This window comes from Flavobacterium sp. CR10 (assembly GCF_055814415.1).
In genome coordinates this window covers 3,132,493-3,155,723 of the sequence record NZ_CP185985.1, presented here as the reverse complement: position 1 = coordinate 3,155,723, position 23,231 = coordinate 3,132,493, and the positions used below count along the sequence as shown (strand labels likewise).

At 35.3% G+C, this 23,231-nt stretch carries 16 protein-coding genes; 13 read left to right on the top strand and 3 right to left on the bottom strand.

Translation table 11 applies throughout. The features are described from left to right. Nucleotides 1-10: 10 nt before the first annotated feature. Nucleotides 11-2,446: a TonB-dependent siderophore receptor gene (locus ACNRYB_RS13975; RefSeq protein WP_473727607.1), complete on the bottom strand. Its 2,436-nt coding sequence runs from the start codon at nucleotides 2,444-2,446 to the stop codon at nucleotides 11-13. Nucleotides 2,447-2,683: 237 nt separating this feature from the next. Between ACNRYB_RS13975 and ACNRYB_RS13970 the strand changes: the two genes are divergently transcribed. Beyond that, nucleotides 2,684-3,961 (top strand): acetyl-CoA C-acetyltransferase, encoded by a 1,278-nt coding sequence (locus tag ACNRYB_RS13970; protein WP_473727606.1) that lies wholly within the window; start codon nucleotides 2,684-2,686, stop codon nucleotides 3,959-3,961. A 93-nt stretch (nucleotides 3,962-4,054) separates the two neighbouring features. On the opposite strand, the gene ACNRYB_RS13965 is transcribed toward ACNRYB_RS13970, so the two are convergent. After that, nucleotides 4,055-4,666, bottom strand: coding sequence for an FMN-dependent NADH-azoreductase (locus ACNRYB_RS13965; protein WP_473727605.1), 612 nt, complete (start codon nucleotides 4,664-4,666; stop codon nucleotides 4,055-4,057). Between the two features lie 109 nt (nucleotides 4,667-4,775). Here ACNRYB_RS13965 and ACNRYB_RS13960 point away from each other — a divergent pair, with 109 nt between their 5' ends. The 4 genes from ACNRYB_RS13960 (at nucleotide 4,776) to ACNRYB_RS13945 (ending at nucleotide 11,059) form a co-directional block, all read left to right on the top strand. Then, nucleotides 4,776-5,147, top strand: coding sequence for a winged helix-turn-helix transcriptional regulator (locus tag ACNRYB_RS13960; RefSeq protein WP_129746836.1), 372 nt, complete (start codon nucleotides 4,776-4,778; stop codon nucleotides 5,145-5,147). 191 nt (nucleotides 5,148-5,338) lie between these two features. Further along, a complete protein-coding gene (locus ACNRYB_RS13955) occupies nucleotides 5,339-8,254 on the top strand; it encodes a PQQ-dependent sugar dehydrogenase (RefSeq protein WP_473727604.1) in 2,916 nt (971 codons plus the stop codon). A gap of 91 nt (nucleotides 8,255-8,345) precedes the next feature. Next, complete coding sequence (locus tag ACNRYB_RS13950; protein WP_473727603.1) at nucleotides 8,346-10,256, top strand: fumarate reductase/succinate dehydrogenase flavoprotein subunit; 1,911 nt, start codon at nucleotides 8,346-8,348, stop codon at nucleotides 10,254-10,256. 56 nt (nucleotides 10,257-10,312) lie between these two features. Continuing rightward, nucleotides 10,313-11,059: a succinate dehydrogenase/fumarate reductase iron-sulfur subunit gene (locus ACNRYB_RS13945; protein ID WP_066034940.1), complete on the top strand. Its 747-nt coding sequence runs from the start codon at nucleotides 10,313-10,315 to the stop codon at nucleotides 11,057-11,059. A 193-nt stretch (nucleotides 11,060-11,252) separates the two neighbouring features. Here the strand turns inward: ACNRYB_RS13945 and ACNRYB_RS13940 are convergent, their stop codons facing one another. Next, nucleotides 11,253-12,002 carry a 4-hydroxy-tetrahydrodipicolinate reductase gene (locus tag ACNRYB_RS13940; RefSeq protein ID WP_066035249.1) on the bottom strand — a complete coding sequence of 250 codons (750 nt, stop codon included), beginning with the start codon at nucleotides 12,000-12,002 and terminating at the stop codon, nucleotides 11,253-11,255. Between the two features lie 358 nt (nucleotides 12,003-12,360). Between ACNRYB_RS13940 and ACNRYB_RS13935 the strand changes: the two genes are divergently transcribed. From ACNRYB_RS13935 to ACNRYB_RS13900, 8 genes are all read left to right on the top strand, one after another. Then, on the top strand, nucleotides 12,361-12,792 hold the full coding sequence (locus ACNRYB_RS13935) for a DUF1810 domain-containing protein (protein WP_473727602.1): 432 nt from the start codon (nucleotides 12,361-12,363) through the stop codon (nucleotides 12,790-12,792). Nucleotides 12,793-12,994: 202 nt separating this feature from the next. Next, nucleotides 12,995-13,612, top strand: coding sequence for a hypothetical protein (locus tag ACNRYB_RS13930; RefSeq protein ID WP_129746841.1), 618 nt, complete (start codon nucleotides 12,995-12,997; stop codon nucleotides 13,610-13,612). A 225-nt stretch (nucleotides 13,613-13,837) separates the two neighbouring features. Next, nucleotides 13,838-14,437, top strand: coding sequence for an RNA polymerase sigma-70 factor (locus ACNRYB_RS13925; RefSeq protein ID WP_473727601.1), 600 nt, complete (start codon nucleotides 13,838-13,840; stop codon nucleotides 14,435-14,437). A gap of 68 nt (nucleotides 14,438-14,505) precedes the next feature. Further along, the gene (locus tag ACNRYB_RS13920; protein WP_473727600.1) at nucleotides 14,506-15,609 is read left to right on the top strand and encodes a FecR family protein; all 1,104 of its coding nucleotides are present in this window, start codon (nucleotides 14,506-14,508) and stop codon (nucleotides 15,607-15,609) included. Between the two features lie 10 nt (nucleotides 15,610-15,619). Further along, nucleotides 15,620-18,982, top strand: coding sequence for a SusC/RagA family TonB-linked outer membrane protein (locus ACNRYB_RS13915; RefSeq protein ID WP_473727599.1), 3,363 nt, complete (start codon nucleotides 15,620-15,622; stop codon nucleotides 18,980-18,982). 4 nt (nucleotides 18,983-18,986) lie between these two features. Continuing rightward, nucleotides 18,987-20,444 carry a RagB/SusD family nutrient uptake outer membrane protein gene (locus tag ACNRYB_RS13910; protein ID WP_473727598.1) on the top strand — a complete coding sequence of 486 codons (1,458 nt, stop codon included), beginning with the start codon at nucleotides 18,987-18,989 and terminating at the stop codon, nucleotides 20,442-20,444. Next, entirely contained in the window at nucleotides 20,413-21,897 is a 1,485-nt protein-coding gene (locus ACNRYB_RS13905) for a hypothetical protein (protein WP_473727597.1), read from the top strand. Before ACNRYB_RS13910 ends, ACNRYB_RS13905 begins: the two co-directional genes overlap by 32 nt. A 144-nt stretch (nucleotides 21,898-22,041) precedes the next feature. Next, the gene (locus ACNRYB_RS13900) at nucleotides 22,042-23,184 is read left to right on the top strand and encodes a cytochrome-c peroxidase (RefSeq protein WP_473727596.1); all 1,143 of its coding nucleotides are present in this window, start codon (nucleotides 22,042-22,044) and stop codon (nucleotides 23,182-23,184) included. Nucleotides 23,185-23,231 lie beyond the last annotated feature (47 nt).

Below are 23,231 nucleotides of genomic sequence, written 5' to 3'. Positions count from 1 at the left end.
GAACCTTTATTTAGAATTTATAAGCAACACCAACTCTAAAATTTCTTGGAGCTTCAGCCTGCCAGTAGTAAGCATTTAACCAACTGTAGAATGAACCGCTATATAAATATTTATCTAAAATATTGAATACGTTTGCAGTAACTTTGATTTTACCGGTTTCATAAGATAAACCTCCATCCAATTTAAAGTAAGAAGGTAATTTTTGAAGACCTTCACTCCAAGTATCCGTCTGACGTCCGTCAAGGAAAGTTCCTCCAATAGAAGCACCAAAACCTTTTAATTTTCCGTGCTGAAGCGTGTAATTTAACCATGCATTTGCTGTATGCTTAGCATAACCAGGCACAACATCACCTACGTTAATACCATTAGCTGCAGAAACAGCTGGATCAACTTTAGTTACAGTTGATTCTGTAAATGCGTAATTTGCAATAAGATTTAAGCCGTCAAAGATTTTTCCTCTTACATCAAATTCAACACCACGCGCTCTTTTTTCACCCAAAACAATTTTATACTGTTCGTTTGGCTGATTATTAGGATCTGCTGTTAACTCATTCTTCTTTAAGATATTGTAAACTGATAAACTTGTATTCCAAGAACCGTCAAACCAATCTTTTTTAAGTCCAAATTCAACGTTATTTCCAGTAAGAGGTTTTACATCACCACTTCTCACTACACCAGATTGAGGCGTAAAAGCTTGATCATATAATCCGTAAACTGCAAAATCATCAGTAATAGAATAACTTAAACCGGCACGAGGCGTAATGTGGCTATCCTCTTGTGGCACATCATAACTGCTAGTTTGGCTAATCCAAGTATATCTCGCAGCAAGAGTCAATCTTAATTTATTTTCAAGGAAACCAAGTTCATCCTGAACATATCCAGCAGCATATTTCGAACCGTAAAGTCCACCAGCTCTTTGGCTTAAGGGAGTATCATGATCAAATTGAGGCAAACCATTGGATGGCGTGCCATAATTCGGATTGTAAACATTAAACGGATTAGCATAAGTATCCAAATCATGAGATTGTCCCCAATCTGCCATATAATCTTTGCTTCCTAAATCTACTCCACCTAATACTTTATGAGAAACATTACCAGTATTAAATTTTCCGTTCACAAAGATTTGTCCTAAATACATATTGCTCTCCGCATCCCAAATACCAACATTTCTGATAATGTCTCCTTTATTAAGAAAAACATCTGGAATCTTGTCACCATCCGTATCTATTTCGGCTGGTCCAACTAAACTTGGCCAAGAGCTGTATCCTTGTTGGATGTATTTAAAATAAGACGTTTGGGCAGTCAGTTTCCAATTTTGGTCAAATTTGTGCTCAAACTGCAGATAACCACTATGATCCTGAATATTAGTATCTGGCAATCCTGGCTGTGTCATCGTAAAATTACGAGGCAAAGTGGCATATCCTCCAGCCGCTGGACCAAAAACATAGTAAGAACCTACTTCGGTCATATTTGCATATTGAAAGTTGTATTCAAATGTCAATTTTGTTTTATCATCAATCTGATAAGAAATTACAGGCGCAATTACATAACGGTCGTTATGCTCAAAAGGACGGAATGAACCTTTCTTTTGTGCAGCTCCGTTAAATCTGTATAATAATTTTCCTTTTTTATCTAGTTTTCCATCAAGATCTAGACTTACTCTGTAAAAATCGTAGCTTCCGCCAAGTACACTTACTTCGCCTTTTGTTACTCCCGTAGGCTTTTTAGTCACCACGTTGTATAATCCGCTTGGATCGCCGCTTGAAAGCATGAAACCAGCAGGTCCTTTTACAAATTCGATATGATCTACAAAACTCATATCTTCTGTTAATGGTCCCCAGAAAGAAGAAACTACGTTGAAACCATTTCTAAAAGCTTGAATTTGAGAACCTCTCATGGTAATATTGGTATACAAATCTCCCCAGTGCTCCAAACGAACAGCACCACTCACGTTACGAATAACGCCGTCACTCATACTCGTAATCTGCTGATCTTTTAAAGTCTGACCGCTTACAATTTGTATATTTTGAGGAATTTCTAAAACTGGAGTCTGAAGACGCAAAGACAATGAAGGTTTGTCTTGTTTGTATTTATTCTTTTTAATTACCACTTCGTCAAGATCTTCCTGACTTTCGGAAAGAGTAAAATTCTTAGTCGTAGTTTGTTTAGAATTTACTACAATTTTATCCTCAACAGACTGAATTCCTACTCCATTTAATACGATAATGTATGTTCCTGGTTTTACATTTTTAATTTCATAATGTCCTGAAACAGTTGTAATGTCTGAATATTTAGTTCCTTTTAAAGCTACAGCAATGTTTTCTGCAGGTTTATTGCCACTTAAAGAAACTTTCCCGTTTACAGTTCCAAGCTGTTGTGCCATCATATTTAATGAGCTCAAAAACAGCACAAAAAGGCAAACTCTGGCATTAATAATTATTTTCATTTGGTTTTGATTTTATATTGAGCGACAAAAGTATGTGCAAATCTCAACTTATCCAAATTATTTTAATTCATTCTAAATAAATACAACAAATTATACTAAATAAGTCGGAATAAATTTAAAAACAGAGTTACTAGGTTATTTCCTGATAATATTAATCTACATTAAGTTTCAAAACGAAATCTATTTCTATCTTTATACTTCTAAATTTCAAAAACCACAAACAAATAACTTCCTGATATGAAACCAAATACCATAAGAAAAGTGGCCATTGTAGGCTATAACAGAATTCCTTTTGCGAGAGCCAATACAGCGTATTCTAATGTCGGAAACAAAGAAATGATGACCGCATCTCTCAATGGTCTTATTGATAAATACAATCTGAAAGGAAAATTATTAGGTGAAGTTGCCGGAGGCGCCGTAATCAAACATACTTACGACAATAATTTGATTCGCGAATGCGTGATGCAGACCAGCCTTGACCCCGCTACACCCGCATGTGATTTGCAGCAAGCTTGTGATACGGGAATTGAAAGCGCTATTTACATTGCCAATAAAATTGCTCTCGGTCAAATTGATTCTGGAATTGCTGGCGGTGTAGATTCTATCAGTGATATGCCGATTGCTGTGAGTGAAAAACTGAGAAAAATTCTTTTAGAAGCAAGGCAAGCCAAATCGTTAGGTGGAAAAATTAAAACTTTTTTAAAACTTCGTCCAAAAGATTTATCTCCATTAGTTCCTAGAAATGAAGAATCGCAAACTGGACTTTCTATGGGCGGACATACTGAAATTACGGCGAAATATTATAAAATTTCACGCGAAGAACAAGATGAGTTTGCTTTAAAAAGCCATTTGAATATGGCAAAAGCATACGATGAAGGCTTTTTTGATGATATGATTACGCCTTTTAATGGTTTAGAAAAAGATAACAACCTTAGAAGAGACAGTACAATTGAAAAATTAGCCAAATTAAAACCAGCTTTTGATAAAGTAAATGGCACTCTGACTGCAGGAAACTCAACTCCTTTAACAGATGGAGCATCTTGCATTCTTTTGGCTAGCGAAGAATGGGCAAAAGAACAAGGGCTTCCAATTTTAGCTTACATTACTTTTGCTGAAATTGCGGCAATTGAATATGTTAAAAATCAGCAGAATCTTTTGTTAGCGCCTTTGTTTGCTGCCTCGAGAATGTTGGAAAAAGCAGAATTAAACCTGCAAGATTTTGACTATTATGAGATTCATGAAGCTTTTGCCGCTCAAACTTTAGCAACTCTAAAAATTTGGGAGAGCCCAGAATTAAGTGCCGAAATAGGTTTAAAGAAAACTTTGGGAGCTATTGACCGAAATAAACTAAATGTAAAAGGAAGCAGTTTGGCTGCCGCCCATCCATTTGCTGCAACTGGGGGAAGAATTATTGGCGTAATGGCAAAATTATTGAACGAAAAAGGCTCTGGAAAAGGCCTAATTTCAATCTGTGCCGCTGGCGGACAAGGCGTTACTATGATTATTGAGAAATAACACTTAACATTATTTAGTTTTCACCATAAAAATCTGCTAAATCGGCTGGAATATTTTTTTCAAGCAGATTTAGCAGATTTTTTTTTGATTTTCTTAGAAAACAAATTCTTCAACAGAAGACAATGCCTTTGGCAACGCATTTGCGGCAAAGTCTGAAATTGCGGTTCCTTCTACTCTAAAAGTGGTAACATCTGTCATTCCCAGAAAGCCAAATACAGTTCGTAAATACGATTCTGTGAAATCGTAGCTTTTCATTGGTCCTTCAGAAAAAATAGATCCTGATGCTATTGACAAATAGACTTTTTTATTGGTTACTAAACCTATTATTCCTTCGGCACCATAACTAAACGTTTTTCCAGCTCTTGCAATTTGGTCTATCCATCCTTTTAAAACCGCAGGAATTCCAAAGTTATATAAAGGAACACCAATTACAATAATATCAGATTCTAGCAAGTTTTTTATTGCTTCATCAGAATATTTAATTGCAGCAATTTGCTCTGGTGTATGTGTTTCTGCAGGAGCGTAAATGGCGCTTATATGAGCATCTGTCAAATACGGCAATGGTGTTTTAGTTAAATCCAACGTTTGTACTTGACTATTAGGATTTAGTAATGCCAACTTCTCGATAATCGCATCTGACAATTTAGTGCTAAATGAATTTTCTCCATTTGTACTTGTAATAATTTTTAAAATTTTTTGCCTCATTATTTTTAATATTATTTGTTTACAAAGCAAACTTATTTACATTTGCTATACATTTTATAGTACTATCCTCGAGGATAGCGCTATAATTGAGGATAGTAAAGCAAAACATATGAAAACAAAGGCCGAAATAACAAAAGAAATGGGTTGCGAACAGGAAGGATGCCTTGCCGCATTATTACCGGTAAGAGATGCTTTGGAAGTTTTAAGCGGCAGATGGAAATTACCTATTTTGATTGCCTTATCAAACAGACCAAAACGCTTCAAGGAAATCTCTAGAGACATAAACGGAATTACTGACAAAATGCTTTCTAAAGAACTTAAAGATCTAGAGATAAACAAATTAGTTATTAGAACTGTCTATGATACGTTTCCGCCAACTGTTGAATATGCAAGGACAGAACACAGTCATACCTTATATAAAGTAATTAGTGCGTTAAATGAATGGGGAACTTTACATCGTAAGGAAATTATAGGAAAGTAATGTTTTTCAAGTTGTTTTTACAGCATCTAAAACACTACAAAAACTTTACAGCATAATCGTAACTATCAATTATTCTTAATTATTGCGCTACGATCAGCACCTCTCAGAGAAACATAACATCTGAATTTTAAGTAATTATACAGAAAAGGGTTAAATTTGAGTACCCAAACCTATAAAATTTCTGAATAATTATGAGAAAAAATCTACTATTTAAGATTCAAAAACGATTTAGGCAATTATTATCTATTGCTGTTTTATTTATTTACTCCTTATCTTACTCACAATACATTACCCAGAACCTTGCTCCTACAGCAGTAATAAAAGAAGGGCTTGCTCTGGAACAATCTTCTGACGGAAGAATTTTTATAGCAGAGAGAGCGGGTATTGTAAAAGTATTCCAAAATAATGCAGTTTCTACTGTTTTTACTGTAACAACTGTTACAGACAAAGAACAAGGTTTGCTTGGACTAACCTTGCATCCAAACTTTGCTGCAAATGGCTACATTTATGTTTTTTACTCTATAAATGAAGCAAATGTAATTCGACATAGAATTGAAAGAATTAAGATTGACGCTAACAACCAAGTAATCAATAGGCAGGAAATCTTGCTTTTGGAACCCATTGGCGAGGGTTTCCATAATGGTGGTGACCTGAAATTTTTTAACGGCTATCTTTATGTAACAGTCGGTGATAGTCAGCTGAATACAAATTCACAGGACTTGGATACTTACAAAGGAAAAATTCTCCGCTTGACTGAAGACGGACAGCCAGCGCCAGGAAATCCTTATTATGGAAGCGGTTCTGTACAAAGGCAAAGCATTTGGGTATATGGTTTTAGAAATCCTTGGAGATTAGTAGCCAATGAAACTGCCAACAAACTATTTGTCTTAGACGTTGGAACTTCGTGGGAAGAAGTAAACGAAATCAGTAATCCTGCCATCCGTAATTATGCTTGGGGCCATCCGCAGGGAGGCGATGGAAAACAAACCGAAACCAACTTATTTACCAATCCAATCTTTACATATGCCACTGGAAGTATCGGAAATGCTTTGACTAATGGCGTACTTTATAATCCTGCAATATCTCGTTATCCAAATCTTCAAGGAAAATTTATCATTAAAGATTTTGTTCGAACAGAAATCAGATCGTTTGATCCAAATGTTACCGATCCCGTTTCTACGGTCTTTTTTACAGCTCCGCAACAGCAGGCTCTTGGAATGATGTTAGGCAATGACGGTTATATTTATTATTGCGCTTATGGAAATAATGGTTCGCTGATTAAGCTGGATTATATAGAAACTGCAGCACCAACAATCGTAAACCATCCGCTTTCTCAATCTATAATGGAAACCAATCCCGTGACTTTTACAGTTTCTGCAAGCGGAACTGGTTTAACCTATCAATGGCAATATAATAATGCCAATATAAGTGGGGCAACTGGTGCAAGTTTTACCATTCCAAACGTAACAACAGCAAATGCCGGAAATTATAGAGTCATAGTCACCAATACCGCGGGAAATGTAACCAGTAATCAAGCAGTATTAACGGTAACGCCATTTAGCAATGCACCTACGGTTTCTATTGTTTCTCCATTACCAACATTAAAATGGAATGCTGACGATATTATTTATTTCGAAGCCACAGCTAATGATGTTGAAGACGGAGCACTACCTGCAAGTGCTTTTTCGTGGAGCATGGATCTTTTTCACGAAGACGTTCCAGGAGCAGGACATTCGCATCCAGGAGCAAGTCCACAGGGTATAAAATCAGGCAATTTTACGGCTTCTAACCAAGGCGAAAAAACACCAAATGTTTGGTATCGCTTTACGGTAAAAGTAACCGATAGCAACGGATTGACGGCAACAAGTTTTGTAGATATTAAACCGAATTTGGTTGACGTTACGGCAGCAAGTTCGCCAGTGCCCCTAAATTTAGAATTCAACCAAAAACCAGTTACTGCGCCTTCTACAAAACAAGTTGTAGCCAATGCTGCTTTACAGACTCTAAACGCGCCAACACCACAGTATGTAGGCAATATCCGCTATGATTTTGATCATTGGAGTCAAGGCGGAACGGCCAATCAAACCTTTAAGGCTCCAGCCTCAGGAGCAATTACCTATACCGCATTTTATACCCCAACTACACTTCAAAATGCACCTTATCAGGGAATAATTGCGCAAATACCTGGAATTATAGAAGCCGAAAATTATGATATTGGCCCAGAAGCTATTTTCGATATCAATGCTGGCGGAGATACGGCTTACAGACCAGGCGACCGTGTTGGAACTGAAGCTTGTAACGAAGGCGGATTCAATTTGGCTTATGTCGTAAAAGATGAATGGCTGAAATATACCGCCAAAGTAAATACAACAGGAAATTACGCGATAAATTTAAGAATTGCTACTCCTTACAACACCAGAAAACTACATTTAAAAGTAGATGGCACAAACCTAACTGGAACTGTCAATATACCTAATACAGGAGGTTTTCAGAACTGGCAGACTGTCGCAATTCCTAATATAGCTTTGACACAAGGAACTCATGTGATCACTTTATATTTTGAAGAAAATGATATCAATGTCAATAAAATGGAATTTGTCCTTTCAGGAAGCACCACTGCTCCTATTGCCGATTTTGAATACAGTCCGCAAATGGGATGTTTGAATACTGCTGTCACCTTTACTTCGGTTTCTGTAGGCACTGTTGATTCTTATTCATGGAATTTTGGCGCTGGAGCGCAACCGCAAACTGCAACTGGAATTGGTCCGCATTCTGTTATTTTTTCTACAGAAGGAGATCGAGAAATTTCTTTAACTGTTACTAATTCAAATGGAAGCAACACAAAAAAAGTTACTTATGACGTCCATAATTGTAATCTTGGAGTAGAAAATCCAGATGCAGAATCCAATAAAATTATCGTTTATCCAAATCCTTCAAAAGGAATATTTCATTTATCAAAAGAGCTAGAATGGACTATTTATTCGGTTACAGGAAGTAAAATTAAACAGGGAACAGGAAATGTTATTTCAATCTCAGAATATCCTGCAGGCATTTATTTCATAAAATCAGACACAACTAGTAAAGCCATGATAATCAGCAAACAATAATTTCATTTTATAAGATTTTTATAGTATATTAGAGTCCCTAAAGTATAGTTGCTTTTAAAGTTTTGCATCAGTTCATTTTAAAATAATAAAAATGATGGAATCAAAAATACCCGAAGGACCACTTTCAGAAAAATGGAGTACTTATAAATCGAAAGCCAAACTGGTAAATCCGGCAAATCGAAAAAAGCTTAATATTATAGTCGTTGGTACAGGTCTTGCAGGAGCTTCATGCGCTGCATCCTTGGCAGAACAAGGCTATAATATTAAGTCTTTTTGTTTTCAAGACTCTCCTAGACGTGCACATTCTGTTGCTGCACAAGGTGGTGTAAATGCTGCCAAAAACTACAAAAATGATGGCGATAGTACTTTCAGAATGTTTTATGACACCATTAAAGGCGGCGATTTTAGATCTCGTGAGGCCAATGTATATCGTTTAGCCGAATGTTCTGCCGCTTTAATTGATCATGCTGTAGCACAAGGCGTTCCTTTTGCCCGCGAATATGCTGGCTATTTAAATAACAGATCTTTTGGAGGTGTTCAGGTTTCTCGAACTTTTTATGCCAGAGGCCAAACCGGACAGCAGCTTTTATTGGGTGCTTATCAAGCTTTAGAACGTCAAAATGCTTTAGGAAAAGTAGCATTATATACCCGTCATGAAATGCTGGAATTGGTTGTTATTGATGGCAAAGCCAAAGGCATAATTACAAGAAATCTTGAAACAGGAAAATTAGAGCGTCATGCTGCAGACGCCGTTGTACTGGCTTCTGGCGGTTACGGAAAAGTATATTATTTATCGACTCTGGCGATGGGCTGCAACAGCTCTGCCGTATGGAGAGCACACAAAAAAGGCGCATTTATGGCTGGTGTAAGCTGGATTCAATTTCATCCTACTTCATTGCCACAGCATGGTGAAAATCAATCGAAACTGACCTTAATGTCGGAATCGCTTCGAAATGACGGACGAATCTGGGTTCCTAAAAAAGCTGCAGATGACCGAAATGCAAATGCCATTCCAGAAGAAGAGCGTGATTATTATTTAGAGCGCCGTTATCCTTCATTTGGAAATCTGGCTCCAAGAGATATTTCATCAAGAGCCGCAAAAGAAAGAATTGATGCCGGTCATGGCGTTGGACCTATGAAAAATGCAATCTATCTCGATTTCTCAGATGCCATAAAAGCGCAGGGAAAAGATAAAATAGAAGCCAAATACAGCAACCTTTTTGCTATGTATGAAAAAATTACAGGCATAAACGCTTACAAAGAACCAATGCTGATTTCGCCTTCAGCGCATTTTACAATGGGCGGACTTTGGGTCGATTATGAGCTTATGACTACGATTCCAGGCTTGTTTGCTTTAGGTGAAGCTAATTTTGCGGACCATGGAGCAAATCGTCTTGGGGCAAATTCACTGCTTCAGGCTTGTGTCGATGGTTATTTTATTGCTCCCTACACTATTCCGAACTATTTGGCAGGCGAATTGAATTTGCCTAAACCTGATATTTCGCATCCCGCATTTGAAGAAGCTGAAAAAACAGTCAGAAGACAGCTCGATCGTTTTTTGCATATCAACGGAACACATTCAGCAGATTATTTCCATAAAAAAATAGGACGTCTTCTTTACGAAAAATGCGGTCTTTCACGAAGCAGAGAAAAACTGGAAGAAGCAATAGTCGAAATTCGAGAACTCAAAGCTTCTTTCGAAAAAGATCTCAGAATTACTGGCGATAATACTTTAAATAGCGAATTAGAAAAAGCAGGCAGAATTGCAGATTATATTGAATTAGCCGAATTAATGTGCCATGATGCTTTACAGCGTGAAGAATCCTGCGGTGCACATTTTAGAGAAGAATATCAAACCGCTGATGGTGAAGCCGTCCGAAACGATGATGAATTCTGTTATGTATCTGCCTGGGAATGGAAAGGTTTAAATAACGAACCTGAACTCCATAAAGAACCTCTAAAATTTGAAGCGGTAGAACTTGCAGTGAGAAGCTATAAATAAATGGTGAATTGTTAATTGTAAATTATTAATTAATAACTCATAACTCATAATTATCTATGAAACTTTATCTAAAAATATGGCGACAGTTTAATTCTTCTACAAAAGGAGAAATGACCGATTATGAAATTGATGGAGTGTCAGAACATATGTCGTTTCTAGAAATGCTGGATCTTTTAAATGAGTCTCTTATTCAACAGGGGGAACGCGTAATAGAGTTTGATCATGATTGCCGTGAAGGAATCTGCGGACAATGTGGGGTCATGATTAACGGACGTGCTCACGGACCTCTTAAAAACACTACAACCTGCCAGCTTCACATGAGGAGTTTTAAAGATGGTGACACCATTTATATTGAGCCTTTTCGCGCAAAAGCTTTTCCCGTTTTACGAGATTTAAAAATTGACCGCAAAGCATTTGATTCTATTATCGCTTCGGGAGGTTTTATTGGTGCTTCAACAGGTCAGGCGCCAGAAGCAAACAGTATTCCGATCTCGTATGAAACCGCCGAAGCCGCTTTTGATGCCGCTGCCTGCATAGGATGCGGAGCTTGTGTAGCTTCTTGCAAAAATGCCAGCGCTGCCCTATTTGTGGGCGCCAAAATAACGCATCTAGCACTTTTACCGCAAGGAAAATTAGAAGCGCCCAAACGTGCTGTTTCTATGGTAAAACAAATGGATGAAGAAGGTTTTGGAGCTTGTTCAGATACCCGAGCATGCGAAATCGAATGTCCGCAGGGAATTTCGGTGCTTTCAATTGCCAAAATGAATTTAGAATACATGAAGGCTTTGACTTTTAGGAAGTAAGTTTTTTTTTTTGCCGCTAAGACGCTAAGGCGCAAAGCTTTTCGTTTAAAACTTTGCGCCTTAGCGTCTTTGCGAGATTAAATATACTCTAAATACATTGCGTTTATCCTTCGACTCCGCTCAGGAAGACAAACCGCACCAACATTTTTCAATAAAAAAACTTTGTGTCTTAGCGCCTTTGTGGCAAAAAAACTTAAACCGTAAAATAAGGCGTCAGGATATCTTCAAAATTATATAACCCTTTTTCTTTCTCTTTAAGATTTTCAGCCACAAAAATAACTCCGTTTCCAAAAGCTTCTCTTGAAATTGATTCGTGAATTAAACGCACGGTTTGAAAAGGAAAACCAAAAATAACTTCATGTTTTCCGACAATTCCTCCTGCCCTAACCGAATTGATGTTTTCTTTATCTACATCAAGCGCTTCTGCTATTTTTACTGCTGTTCCAGATGTTCCTTGTTTCGTTTTAAAATGTTCTTCGTTCACTTCAATATCCACCCAAGGTGCAATTTTCTTTAAAAACTTGGCTGCAAACAATAAATAGTTGACTCCCAAAGTAATATTTGGCGACCAAAATACAGTAGTCTTTTTCGAAAGCTTTTTTAGAAAGGCAAGCTCTTTATCTTTATAATGAGAAATTGCAGAAATAATTTTTACTTGCTTTTTTGCAGCTACTTCTCCATACGTATATATTCCTTGATGCGACGAAAAATCTATAATGACATCAACAGGATGTTTTTCTAATAATTCTTCAATAGATGTTTTTGAACTAGAATAAATTAAGCCGGGTTCTTCTGACTGCACTCCAAAAAATTCTGGAACCGATCTGTGTTCTAAAACCGTACTTTGACGTAAAACCCATTCTAAACAGAATTTTTTATTTTCTAATAATATTGAAGCTACTGATTTTCCAGTTTTTCCGAATCCGATTAATCCTATTTTCATAAGCATTTATTTTTTTTATGGGCGAAGCTTGCCCGGTTGAAAATATTGATATTGTAAGGTGGTCAATATCAATTCTATTTTTTTTGTGAAGGTTTTAGAACCGTCTGTTCATAAAAATAGAAAAATCATAACAGAACTGCCAATTAAAATTGTTTTTTATAACAATAAAAACTTTTATTAGTACGCTTTTATTTACAAACACAAAATTGTTTTATAAAATTTTACAGATAATACCTTTTCTAAATTATTCCGTTTAAAATGTTAAAAAATGCTTTCAAAAAATGAATTAGGCCTTGTACAACTAAACAAATTTTGACTAGATTTATGACCTGATATCCCAAATAAACATCAGTAAGTAATGGCCTACAACAATAACGGACTGCTTCGTTTTTTAGATGCTCAGAACAAATTGTATTTGACAGCTCTAGACGAAATAAAGAAAGGTAAAAAAGAATCTCCTTGGATGTGGTTTATATTTCCGCAGATAAAAGGAATGGGTTCTAATGATACATCCAAATTTTACGAAATCAAAAATGCCGATGAGGCAATTGCTTTTTTTGAACACCCGATTTTAGGAAAACACCTTATAGAAATCACTTCTGAACTTATCAAAAAGGAAGAAAGTGTTTCTGATATCTTTGAAAGCATAGATATAGAAAATCTTCAATCGTGCATGACTTTGTTTGCCAGCGTTCAAAATACAGAAACTATTTTTCAGGAAGTGCTTCATAAATACTTTAACGGTTCTTCTGATTTTCATACGCTGCAGCTATTATATAGTAATCTCTAAATTTTAGAAATATAGTATTGACAGATAAGACAAATAAGCCCGTAAAGACCTTTATAACAATGTTTTAGTATCTTTCTTTTGAAATAAAATTCATTTTAAAAAACTTAACAAACTTTAATGTAAAATAAACTGTCATTTTACTATTTTTGGCCAAATTTTTAGAAAAATCTCAATAAAACAATACTTGTACAAATTAAAATTAATGAAAAAACTACTTTTTATAAGCATTTTATTAGTCCTTGCAATTTATGTATTCAGAGAAACAGTCTATAAACCTTATCTATGGAAAGAAGCTATGGAAACTCCAGAGCATAAACTAAAACTAGGAAGTTTTGTTTTCAGTAAACAAAGAGATGAAAATGGAAATAGTGGAACAGCAAAAAAATATTTTGTTTTTAAAGTCACCGAAATAAATGGCGATTATGTACGTTTTTCGATAGTTCGTAAATTATCTGAAAAAGGAACTATCAAATCTTCTGATTTTTCAATGCCAAGAGAAACTTATAGAAGTTTTAAACGTAATATCAAAAAAGTTATAGTAACAGGTATTCTGCGTGAAGATTTAAATAAAGAAGGAGGACATACTGTAAACGATTATCTTTTAAAAAAATATCCTTCGTTAAAAAAATCACTTTACTACTACGAGGAGATTCCTAAAACAGAAGAAAACATTAATGAACCGAAAGAATATTTTAATCTCATTTATTCAAAAGAGAAAATCATCGAGAAGAGAAAACTCATTCCGTACATTGTCTCAGACAATAATGTCCCTGAACTAGCAAGGCATTTATCACAAAGAGTATGTGTAATTCTAAATTAAACTAAGAACTCCCAATCGTTATAATTGGGAGTTTTTTTGTGAAAGTTTTCATCAAAGAGAATCCCTTTCTAAACCTATTCTGAATAATTTTTTGAGAAACGAGTAATAATTTTATTTTATTTAGAATTAATATAAATAAACTTTTATATTTGCCGCTTTCTGAGCAAAATTGAGTTGTTTCTAAAATTTAATTAATATTGCTTTTTTCAATGTAAATATCGTTTAATGAATAAGAATGTCCGTTTCGAATTAGATCTTTTCCATTCCTTTAAGGAAGGTGACGAAACTGCATTCAATTTTTTTTACGATAAATATTTTAGAAGAATCCAATCTTTCAGCGTTCAGTTTATCTATGATCAGGACGAAGCTGAAAACCTGGCTCAGGAAGCCTTACTACACTTATGGCAAAATAGAGAAAATGTAGAATCCATTAACGGAATTCAAGCTTTCTTATTTACTTATGCCAAATCAAAATGCTTGAATTTAATCCGCCATAACAAAGTGAAGGACAAATTCAAAAACGACCTCTTAAACCATAAAGAAAGAGAACTGAACATTGAAGTTCTAAACTCAATTCAGTTCGATCCTTTAGAATTAACCGAACTAGAACGAATTATTCAGGAATCTATCAGTGATCTGCCTCCAAAAACTAGAGAAGTTTTTATTAAAAAACGCTTTGAGAATAAAAAAAACGCAGAAATCGCCGAAGAATTAGGAGTTTCATTAAAAGCTATCGAAGCCCACATGACAAAGGCTTTGAAACTTTTAAAATCCAGATTATCTGATTATTTGTTCTTAATTTTTGTACTTATTTATAATAATTAAGAATAAAAAGGTAGGGTATTTTAATTCTGAGGTGTACTTATAATGAAGAGAAGTTTTAAAAAGCAGATATGACATCGGAAATAATAAGCAAATACCTTTCTAACGAAGCTTCAGAACAAGAAGTTCAGGCACTTTTTGACTGGATTGAAGCATCGGAAGAAAACAGAAACCAATTTATAAAGGCTAAGAAGATTTGGGCATTGACCACTCTTTCTTCAGATTTGTATTTTGATGCTGCACCAATACTCCAGATAAAACCAAAAAATAGGACTAAACAGTATTTACAATATGCTGCGATATTTTTAGTGTTTCTGGGTTTAGGAACCACTATTTTCTTATTGAACAAAACAACTGAAACTCCAAAAGAAATTGTTCTGGAATTGGGCGACGGCCGTCTGGAATATTTTTCAGGAAAAACTCAGAGTGCATTGTTAAATGAAAAAGGTGTCTTGGTTGCCAAAAAATTTCCGACCGAAATTGTTTACTTTGGCAAAGTTCAGGATCATAAAGTGATTTATAATACACTTTCTGTTCCATACGGAAAATGTTTCAAACTTAGACTCTCAGATGGCACTGTTGTGAGTTTAAATTCTGGAACAACTTTGCGCTATCCGGAGCAGTTTGGCTTAAACGGAAACAGAAATGTTTACTTAACCGGTGAAGCATTTTTTGAAGTAGCCAAAGATAAAATGCATCCGTTTATTGTTCATGCAAATCAGGCAGATATTGAAGTTCTCGGGACTACTTTTAATGTGAGCGCGTACCCCGAAAACCCTACAATTAATAGTACATTGATTGAAGGAAGTGTCCGAATGTCTGAAGCTGCTAATCCTTCAAACGCTATTTTGCTGGAGCCAAATCAAATGGCAACATGGCAGAATAATTCAAAAAAAATTGTCTTAAAAGAAGTTGATCCCGCCTTTTATACTGCCTGGACAAAAGGTGAACTCGCTTTTAAAGACACTCCATTTTCTACAATTGCTAAAATTATCCAGCGTACTTATGATGTTGAAATCATCAACGAAAATTCTGATTTGGCCAAACAGAATTTTACGGGTACAATTAAAATTAGCGAATCTAGTGTCGAAAACATTTTAGATCTTCTAAAACGTGACACGCCTTTTAATTATTCTATTAAACAAAAAACCATTACAATTACCAATCCACGATAAATAAATAACCATGACATTTACGATACAGCCCGCTTTAAGAAAAATTCTGTTTTTCTTAGCCATTCTCATATCTGGATTTAAAGGATTTTCTCAGAATAAACTCATAACAGTACGTGTAAAAAACAAGCCTATAAGCTTAATAATCAAATCTATTGAAGAGCAAAGTGATTTTAGGATCATTTATAATGCTAAAAAAATAGATACCGATCAATTAGCTGATTTAGATGTTAATAATGTGACTTTAGAAACGGCTTTAAAGAAGTTGCTGAAAGGCACGAATATCTCCTACTACATTCAGAAAAAACAAGTTTTATTGACAGATGCGACTCGAGTTGATAAATCTAATTCTGGTAACCAGGAAACTGAACGGATGATTAAAGGAACAGTTTACAGCGCAAAAGACAAACAGCCTCTTCCTGGTGCCACTATTCGCATAAATGGAACTGGAATGGGTGCCATAACCGATTCAAATGGAAAATTTGCTTATGAACTAAAAGGTGAAAACATTAAGGATCAGATTCTTGAAGTTGCTTATTTAGGAATGGAACCACAATCGCAAACAGCGGGTTACAAAAAAGAATTTGTTTTTTATCTTCAAGAAGTTACAGATGAATTGAACCCTGTTATCATTACTTCTTCTTATGGAACTACAAAATTAAAAGAAGAAATTGTCGGAAGTATTTCGACTTTGACCTCAAAAGATATTCCGGTACAACAAGCTTCTGAAAGTTTTGACAAAATGATTACTGGGCAAATTGCGGGTGTAATGGTTGAGAATACTTCTGGCGTTGGCGGACCAGTCAAAATTAACATCCGCGGACAAGGAACTTTACCTTCTTTATCTGGAGCACGTATTGGTACATCCAGCCAGCCCCTTATCATTATTGATGGAGTGATTATGGGTGAAGAATATGGTATTGACAGTGCTTATTTTAGCGGAAATGGAGATTTTACTGAAAATTTCGGAAATCCTTTAATGAAAATTGCGCCAGAAATTATTGAAACAATATCGGTTCTTAAAGATGCCGCTGCAGTTGGAATTTATGGTGCTGACGGAGCAAATGGAGTAATTTTAATTACCACTAAAAAAGGGAAAAAAGGAAAAACCCAGTTTGGTTTCTCTAATCAGCTGGGTATTTCATCTGCCATTAATCAGATTAAATATCTTAATGGCGAGCAGTACACAGAGCTACGAAATGAATTTTTGAAAAATACTTCTCCAGGAACTGCGCCGCTTACTTACAATGGTGTAAGTACAGATTGGTTTGGACTTTTGAACAAGTCAGGGATTTTTAATAAATACAATTTTAATGTTTCTGGTTCTACATCAAAAATTTCATACCGAACCAATATCAGCTACACCAAAATTGACGAACCGCAAATGGGCAACAGCACCAAACAATTGAATGCGGGAATTAATCTTGGATATAGCTCTGGAAAATTAGATATTAGTTTAATGCTGAACCCTAGTTATATCCAGAAAGATGCTCCTAATATTTTTTATTCTTTTGCTTACCTCCCTACTTTGTCTCCATACAACGCTGATAGTTCTTATTCTTATCTAGGAGTCAGCGGTATGACGAGAGGAAATCCTTTAGCGGCAATCGAGCAGAATAAAAATGAAGCCAATACCTATGGTATTTTAGGAAGTCTTGGTATTTCGTATAAGCTGAATAATTTCTTGAAATTCACTACTCTTTTCGGAATGGATTATGTTGATAAAGACCAGGATCGTTATTTTTCTGCTGAGAACGAAAGCGGTCAATTTACAGGAACTTTTGTCTTAGATAATATTACTTATCCAAGATGGGGACGACGTCTTTTGAACCAAAGAAATGCAACGAAATGGAACTGGCAGGGCCAAGCCTTATTCGATAAACAACTTAATGAAAATCACACCATTGACGGTGTTGTAGGTTTTGAACTTTCTGAAGATAAAACTGATTTTCATTATCAATCTGGGATAGGTTTCGTAAATCCAAATGTTATAAATCCTGTCTCTAATGCAATGCGAGATGATAATCCGTTAACTCCTAATGTGGATGAATCTACAAGCAACCAGACTTATGGAAATGAAATTAGCTATAATTCAAGAGTTTCTTTGTTTTCACAAGTCAATTATAATTATAAAAAACGTTACTACTTGTTAGCTAATTTCCGCCGTGACCAAAGTTCTGTTTTTGGAGATGATAATGATGTAGCCAATAATGGAGGCGCTGGAGCAAGCTGGATTATAAGTAATGAAAGCTTTTTTAACAATAATTCTTGGGTGAATTTCTTAAAATTAAAAACAAGCTACGGTACAACAGGAAACTCTAGAATTGGTTCATATCGTTCAAAAGGATTATATAATTACGTTCAAAACAACTATAATGGCGGTACAGGCGCAACTCCAGGTTACGCACCAAACGGAAATTTAGGCTGGGAAAAGAACACAAAATTCAATGCTGGAATTGACTTCAATATCTTTAACAGAATTGAATTTACACTTGAATACTATCGTGACAACAAAAGCGATATGATTACTACAAGAGATATTCCTACTGAAACTGGTTACAATTCTATGCAATTAAATGCTGCAAGCATGTATAATCAAGGATTAGAATTTCAAACTCGAATTAAATGGATAAAAAATAATAATTTCAAATGGACTACCGCTTTTAATATTTCTACTGTCGACAGTAAAGTGACTGACTTAAAAGGTTTAGGAAGCGATTTTTCTACAGCCGAACTAGCTTTAGCCCAAAAAATTGGTTACAGTTCAACTACAGTTTGGGGAATAAACTGGGTAGGCGTTGATCCAGCAACAGGAAGAGATTTAGTTACAAAAAATGGACAAGTTTATGATCTTGCAACTTACAAATCTTTATTTACTATTGCTGATTGGGAACCAATTGGAGATACTCAAGCAAAAGCTTATGGCGGATTCTACAATAGCTTTACATTTTACAAAAATCTTGCATTAACTTTTAGAGGAGATTTTCAATTAGGGGGTGATTTCTTTGCTTCGGATGCTGTAATTGATAAATATTCGAATACTTCAAACAGAAATCTTTCTATAAATGCCTATAATCACTGGAGAAATCCAGGAGATGTTGTGCCTTATGCTGCTGTAACAATTGTACCAGTCACTGCAAATTTGAGTAAATATGTTTACGATGCTACTTATGTAAGACTAAGCAATATTAACTTGAGTTATAATGTGCCAATCAAAAATATATTTCTAGACTCACTTGCCGTTTTTGCTGATGCTACAAATGTATTGTACTGGTACAAGGAAAAAAGTCCAAAAGGAATGAATGGAATTCGAGAATTTAGTTTTATCTATCCACAGGCAAGAACAATTTCGCTTGGTGTAAATGCAAAATTTTAAAACGATGAAATATTTAAAATACATAACAATAATAATTCTGATTTTTTCATTACAAAGCTGTAGTGATTTTCTGAAACAAGAGCCTGGAACCCAAACATCCATAGATGAACTTTTACAAAATAAAGAAGGGGTTTTAATCGCTCTAAAAGGACTTTACCGCGATGTAGAAGCTAATGTGAGAGGTGAACGTTTTGCTGTTTATTCTGATTTACAAGGCGGGAATATAAAATTTACACCTACCTCATCTGGAAATAGTGCTGGGCAGATTACCTCAGGAGTAAACATTAGAGAAGTGTACTCTTTTGAAGATACTGCAGAGACAAGTAATTTTGTTAGTTTTTACAGTGGCAATTACAGTATCATTAATCAGGCTAATTTACTTTTAGAATATACGCCTAAATTAACTGATGCAACTGATTCCGAAAAAAAACAGATAATAGCCGAAGCTTTAACCATAAGAGCGTATGCCCACTTTTTGTTATCGCAAGTTTATTGCCAAAACTATTCTTATACTTCAAATGCTTCACATTTGGGTATTGTGTACAATAAAGAATCCATAAAAGAGGGACTTAAATATCCAAAGAGGGAAACGCTTGCGGTTACTTATTCACTTATTATTGAAGATCTTAAATTGGCTATAGAAAATTATACCGACAATCCTTCAATAGCTGGACCGACCTATTCTTATTTTAACAGGAACAATACAAAAGCACTATTAGCTAGAATTTATTTGTACAAAAGAGACTGGACAAATGCCTATGAAACAGCAAATGATGTAATTACAAGTTCGGGATTTCAATTAATGAGTTCTGAAAATTATATTGCACAATGGGCGCAACCAGATCTTCCTGTTTCTGAGGCTTTACTAGAGTTTTCAATTCCAAAAGATGCCGAAAACGCAGCAACCTCTTCAATGGCTAGTTATTTTGGCTACAATTCAAATACATATGCAAAGTATGTTGCTTCAAATGATCTTGTAAACCTTTATGAGAATAATGACATCAGAAAGCAATTATTTCTAACGGTTAATCTTCAAACTTTAGTAAATGGGCTGTTAACTCCTCGCCCATACAATTTTACAAGGAAATTTCAAGATAATGCTGGTTATGTAGCCTTTAGACTTAGCGAGATGTATTTAATTCGTGCCGAAGCAGCGCTAGAAAACAACCAGTATGCAATTGCAATGCAAGACATCAATACAATTCGTGCGCGTGCTAATGCCACTTTACTTACAAACACTTCAAACCTAAAAGAAGAAATACTTTTAGAAAGAAGAAAAGAACTTTGCTTTGAAGGACATTTGTTTTTTGATCTAATGCGTAATCACAAAGATATTTCAAGAAATGACGGGTGTATTTCTACAAACTGCGGTATGAAATATCCATCTCTAAAATTTGTGCTTCCAATCCCACAATCCAATATTAATCTTAATGAAAACTTACAGCAAAATGAATCCTATTAAGATATTTAGCATATTATCAGCAGCATTACTTTTGGCTTCCTGCTCAAAAGATGATTACAAACTAGGCTCTGAGATTGACTCGTACTTAAGATTTAACTTCTTGGTAAACAGCAATAATATTCCGTTAGAATATCCTACGGTAAATTCTGTTTTAGTACCTCAGTCCACATATACAAATAGTTCTGTAAAAACCCTAAAAGTTCCGGTTGCTTTAACTACTCGTACCTTAAAAAGTGCGGTAACCACAAATTTCAGTGCGGTTTCTTCAACTGGAGACAACGAAAGTTTTACTGTAAATCCAGTAAATCAATTAGTATTTGAAGGCAGTAAATTAACAGATACCATTTATGTTTCTTTTGATAAAAGATGGGCTGCAAACCAAAGCATCAATCTAAAACTCGAAACGGTTTCTAATCCTGATATTCATATCGGAAATTTAAACACAGCATATCCAAACAATACTTTCAAAATTGATTTGGGAACAATTGCAACTAACTACACTTTTCCTGTAACGCAATATAATGTCAAAGGTGAAGTGGGCGAAACAGTCGATTTTATAGTGAATTTTCCAAATGGCTTTTTCCCTGAAGAAATTAAAAATGCTAATTTTTTCAAATTTCAAAACGGTTTTGAATATTCTTTAACGCACGATGATTTTGGCGATAACAGAAGTTCTGTAACATATCATTTAACTCTTTTAGAAGATCTGCAAAATGATGATGCCCGTTACGAATCAAAAATTACTTTAATAAATATTCCTAATTACACTGCTACAGGAAACACCAATCTAACAATTGTAAAACCAATAAAATCTCTAAGAGATATTCAGGCAAATCCAGCATCAAAATTTACCGATCCTACAAATGCGTTTTATTTGACTTATGGAGAACATTGGTTTAATAACAACGGAAACTGTACATGGCAAACATTTAACGCTTTAACTTTTCCTGTTATCGTTACCAAAGACGACCCAAATGCAATCTTATACAGCGACAAAGGAACAACAAATCCTAATGATGATGTCTATCACGATGCTTTCAAAATCGGGTTTAACGTTGCGAGCGGAACCAATACGGTCAATTCTTTTGGTTTAAAAAGATGGTTTTCTAACGAAAGTAACTCTGCTGCCATTTCTCCTGGATTTAATATCACTTCGGCTTTGGAGTTTTTCCCTGCAAACGGAAACAGCAAAACCGAAGGAACTGTTTTAGTAATTCCACAAGACATTACAATCGGATCGAGTGCAACAAATACCCATATAATTGCTATTTCTGGTGAAGGAACTTATAAAGAGATCAATAACGGTTTATATGAAATTTCATTTGAATTAAAATTGACCAATGACAAACTCTTCGGAGGAACAGTGTCAACACAATACAGAATTTACAATAATAGAACGTATCCAAAACCAGCGGCTTTGAGTATTCCATGCCCGAAAGAAGTTACTTTATAATTATGAGTTATGAATTGTGAGTTATGAATTGTAAATATTTTACATAGTGAACTTTGTCAAAGTTTTCGGAAGTTAAGACAACCTGAGACTGAGACTGAGACTGAGACTGAGACTGAAAACTTGAAACTTGAAACAAAATTAAAATTGAAAAAGCTAATCTTCCCTCTCCTATTCCTGCTATGCTTAACGGCTTACAAAAGCGTGGAAAATCCTGATTACATTGATATTCAGGAATTACGAAAACTATATTCTAGCGGAGATTCATCAAAATGGCCTGCTGCAGAATTACACGAAAGCATTGATAAATCCAAATTTCAGGATATTGGCGTTTTGCCAGCCGTCCCTTATCCTGCTTATAATCCGTATTCTAAGGAAAAAGAAAATTTGGGAAAAATTTTGTTTTTTGACCCGAGATTATCCCGAAGCGGACAAATAGCATGTGCTTCTTGCCATAATCCAGAACTGGGCTGGACAGACAATCTAACGCGTTCTTTTGGCCACGATCGCCAAACAGGAAAACGTAATTCGATGACGATTTTAAATTCGGCGTATGCCACTTCTCTATTCTGGGACGGACGTGCATCTAGTCTGGAAGATCAGGCGCAATTTCCTGTTGCTGATCCTTTAGAAATGAATGAAAAACTGACGATTGCTGTTGATAAAATTGCTAAAATAAAAGGATACAATTCCTTATTTACTGAAGCTTTTGGAGATAAAAAAGTGACTTTGGAAAGAATTCAATATGCCATTGCCACTTTTGAAAGATCCATCAACAGTCCGAAAAGTAAATTTGACCAGTTTGTAAGCGGAAAATCCGATATTTATACAGATCAGCAGGTAAAAGGAATGCATTTATTCAGAACCAAAGCGCAATGCATCAATTGCCATAACACGCCTTATTTTAGCGATAATCAGTTTCATAATGACGGACAGACTTTATTCGGAACAAAAAATGAAGATTTCGGCCGTTACAACGTAACTAAAAACATGAAAGATATTGGCAAATTCAGAACACCGACACTTCGAGAAGTTGTCAATACAAAACCTTGGATGCATCACGGACATTTTCCAACTTTATTGGATGTTGTAGAATTCTACAATTTAGGAAACCCTTCTCCAGTGCAGAAAAAATACTTAGGAACAGCACGAGATTCTCTAATCCCTAAAGTAGATCCTGCGCTTAAAAAATTGGATTTAAACAAAGAAGAAATCGCTGATTTATTGGCTTTTATTGAAACTTTGAGTACGCCAACAAGAAGAATTATAATTCCTGAAATGCCAAAATAAATTAGTTGATGATTTGCTTTTTGCCACACAATCTACAAATTACGAAG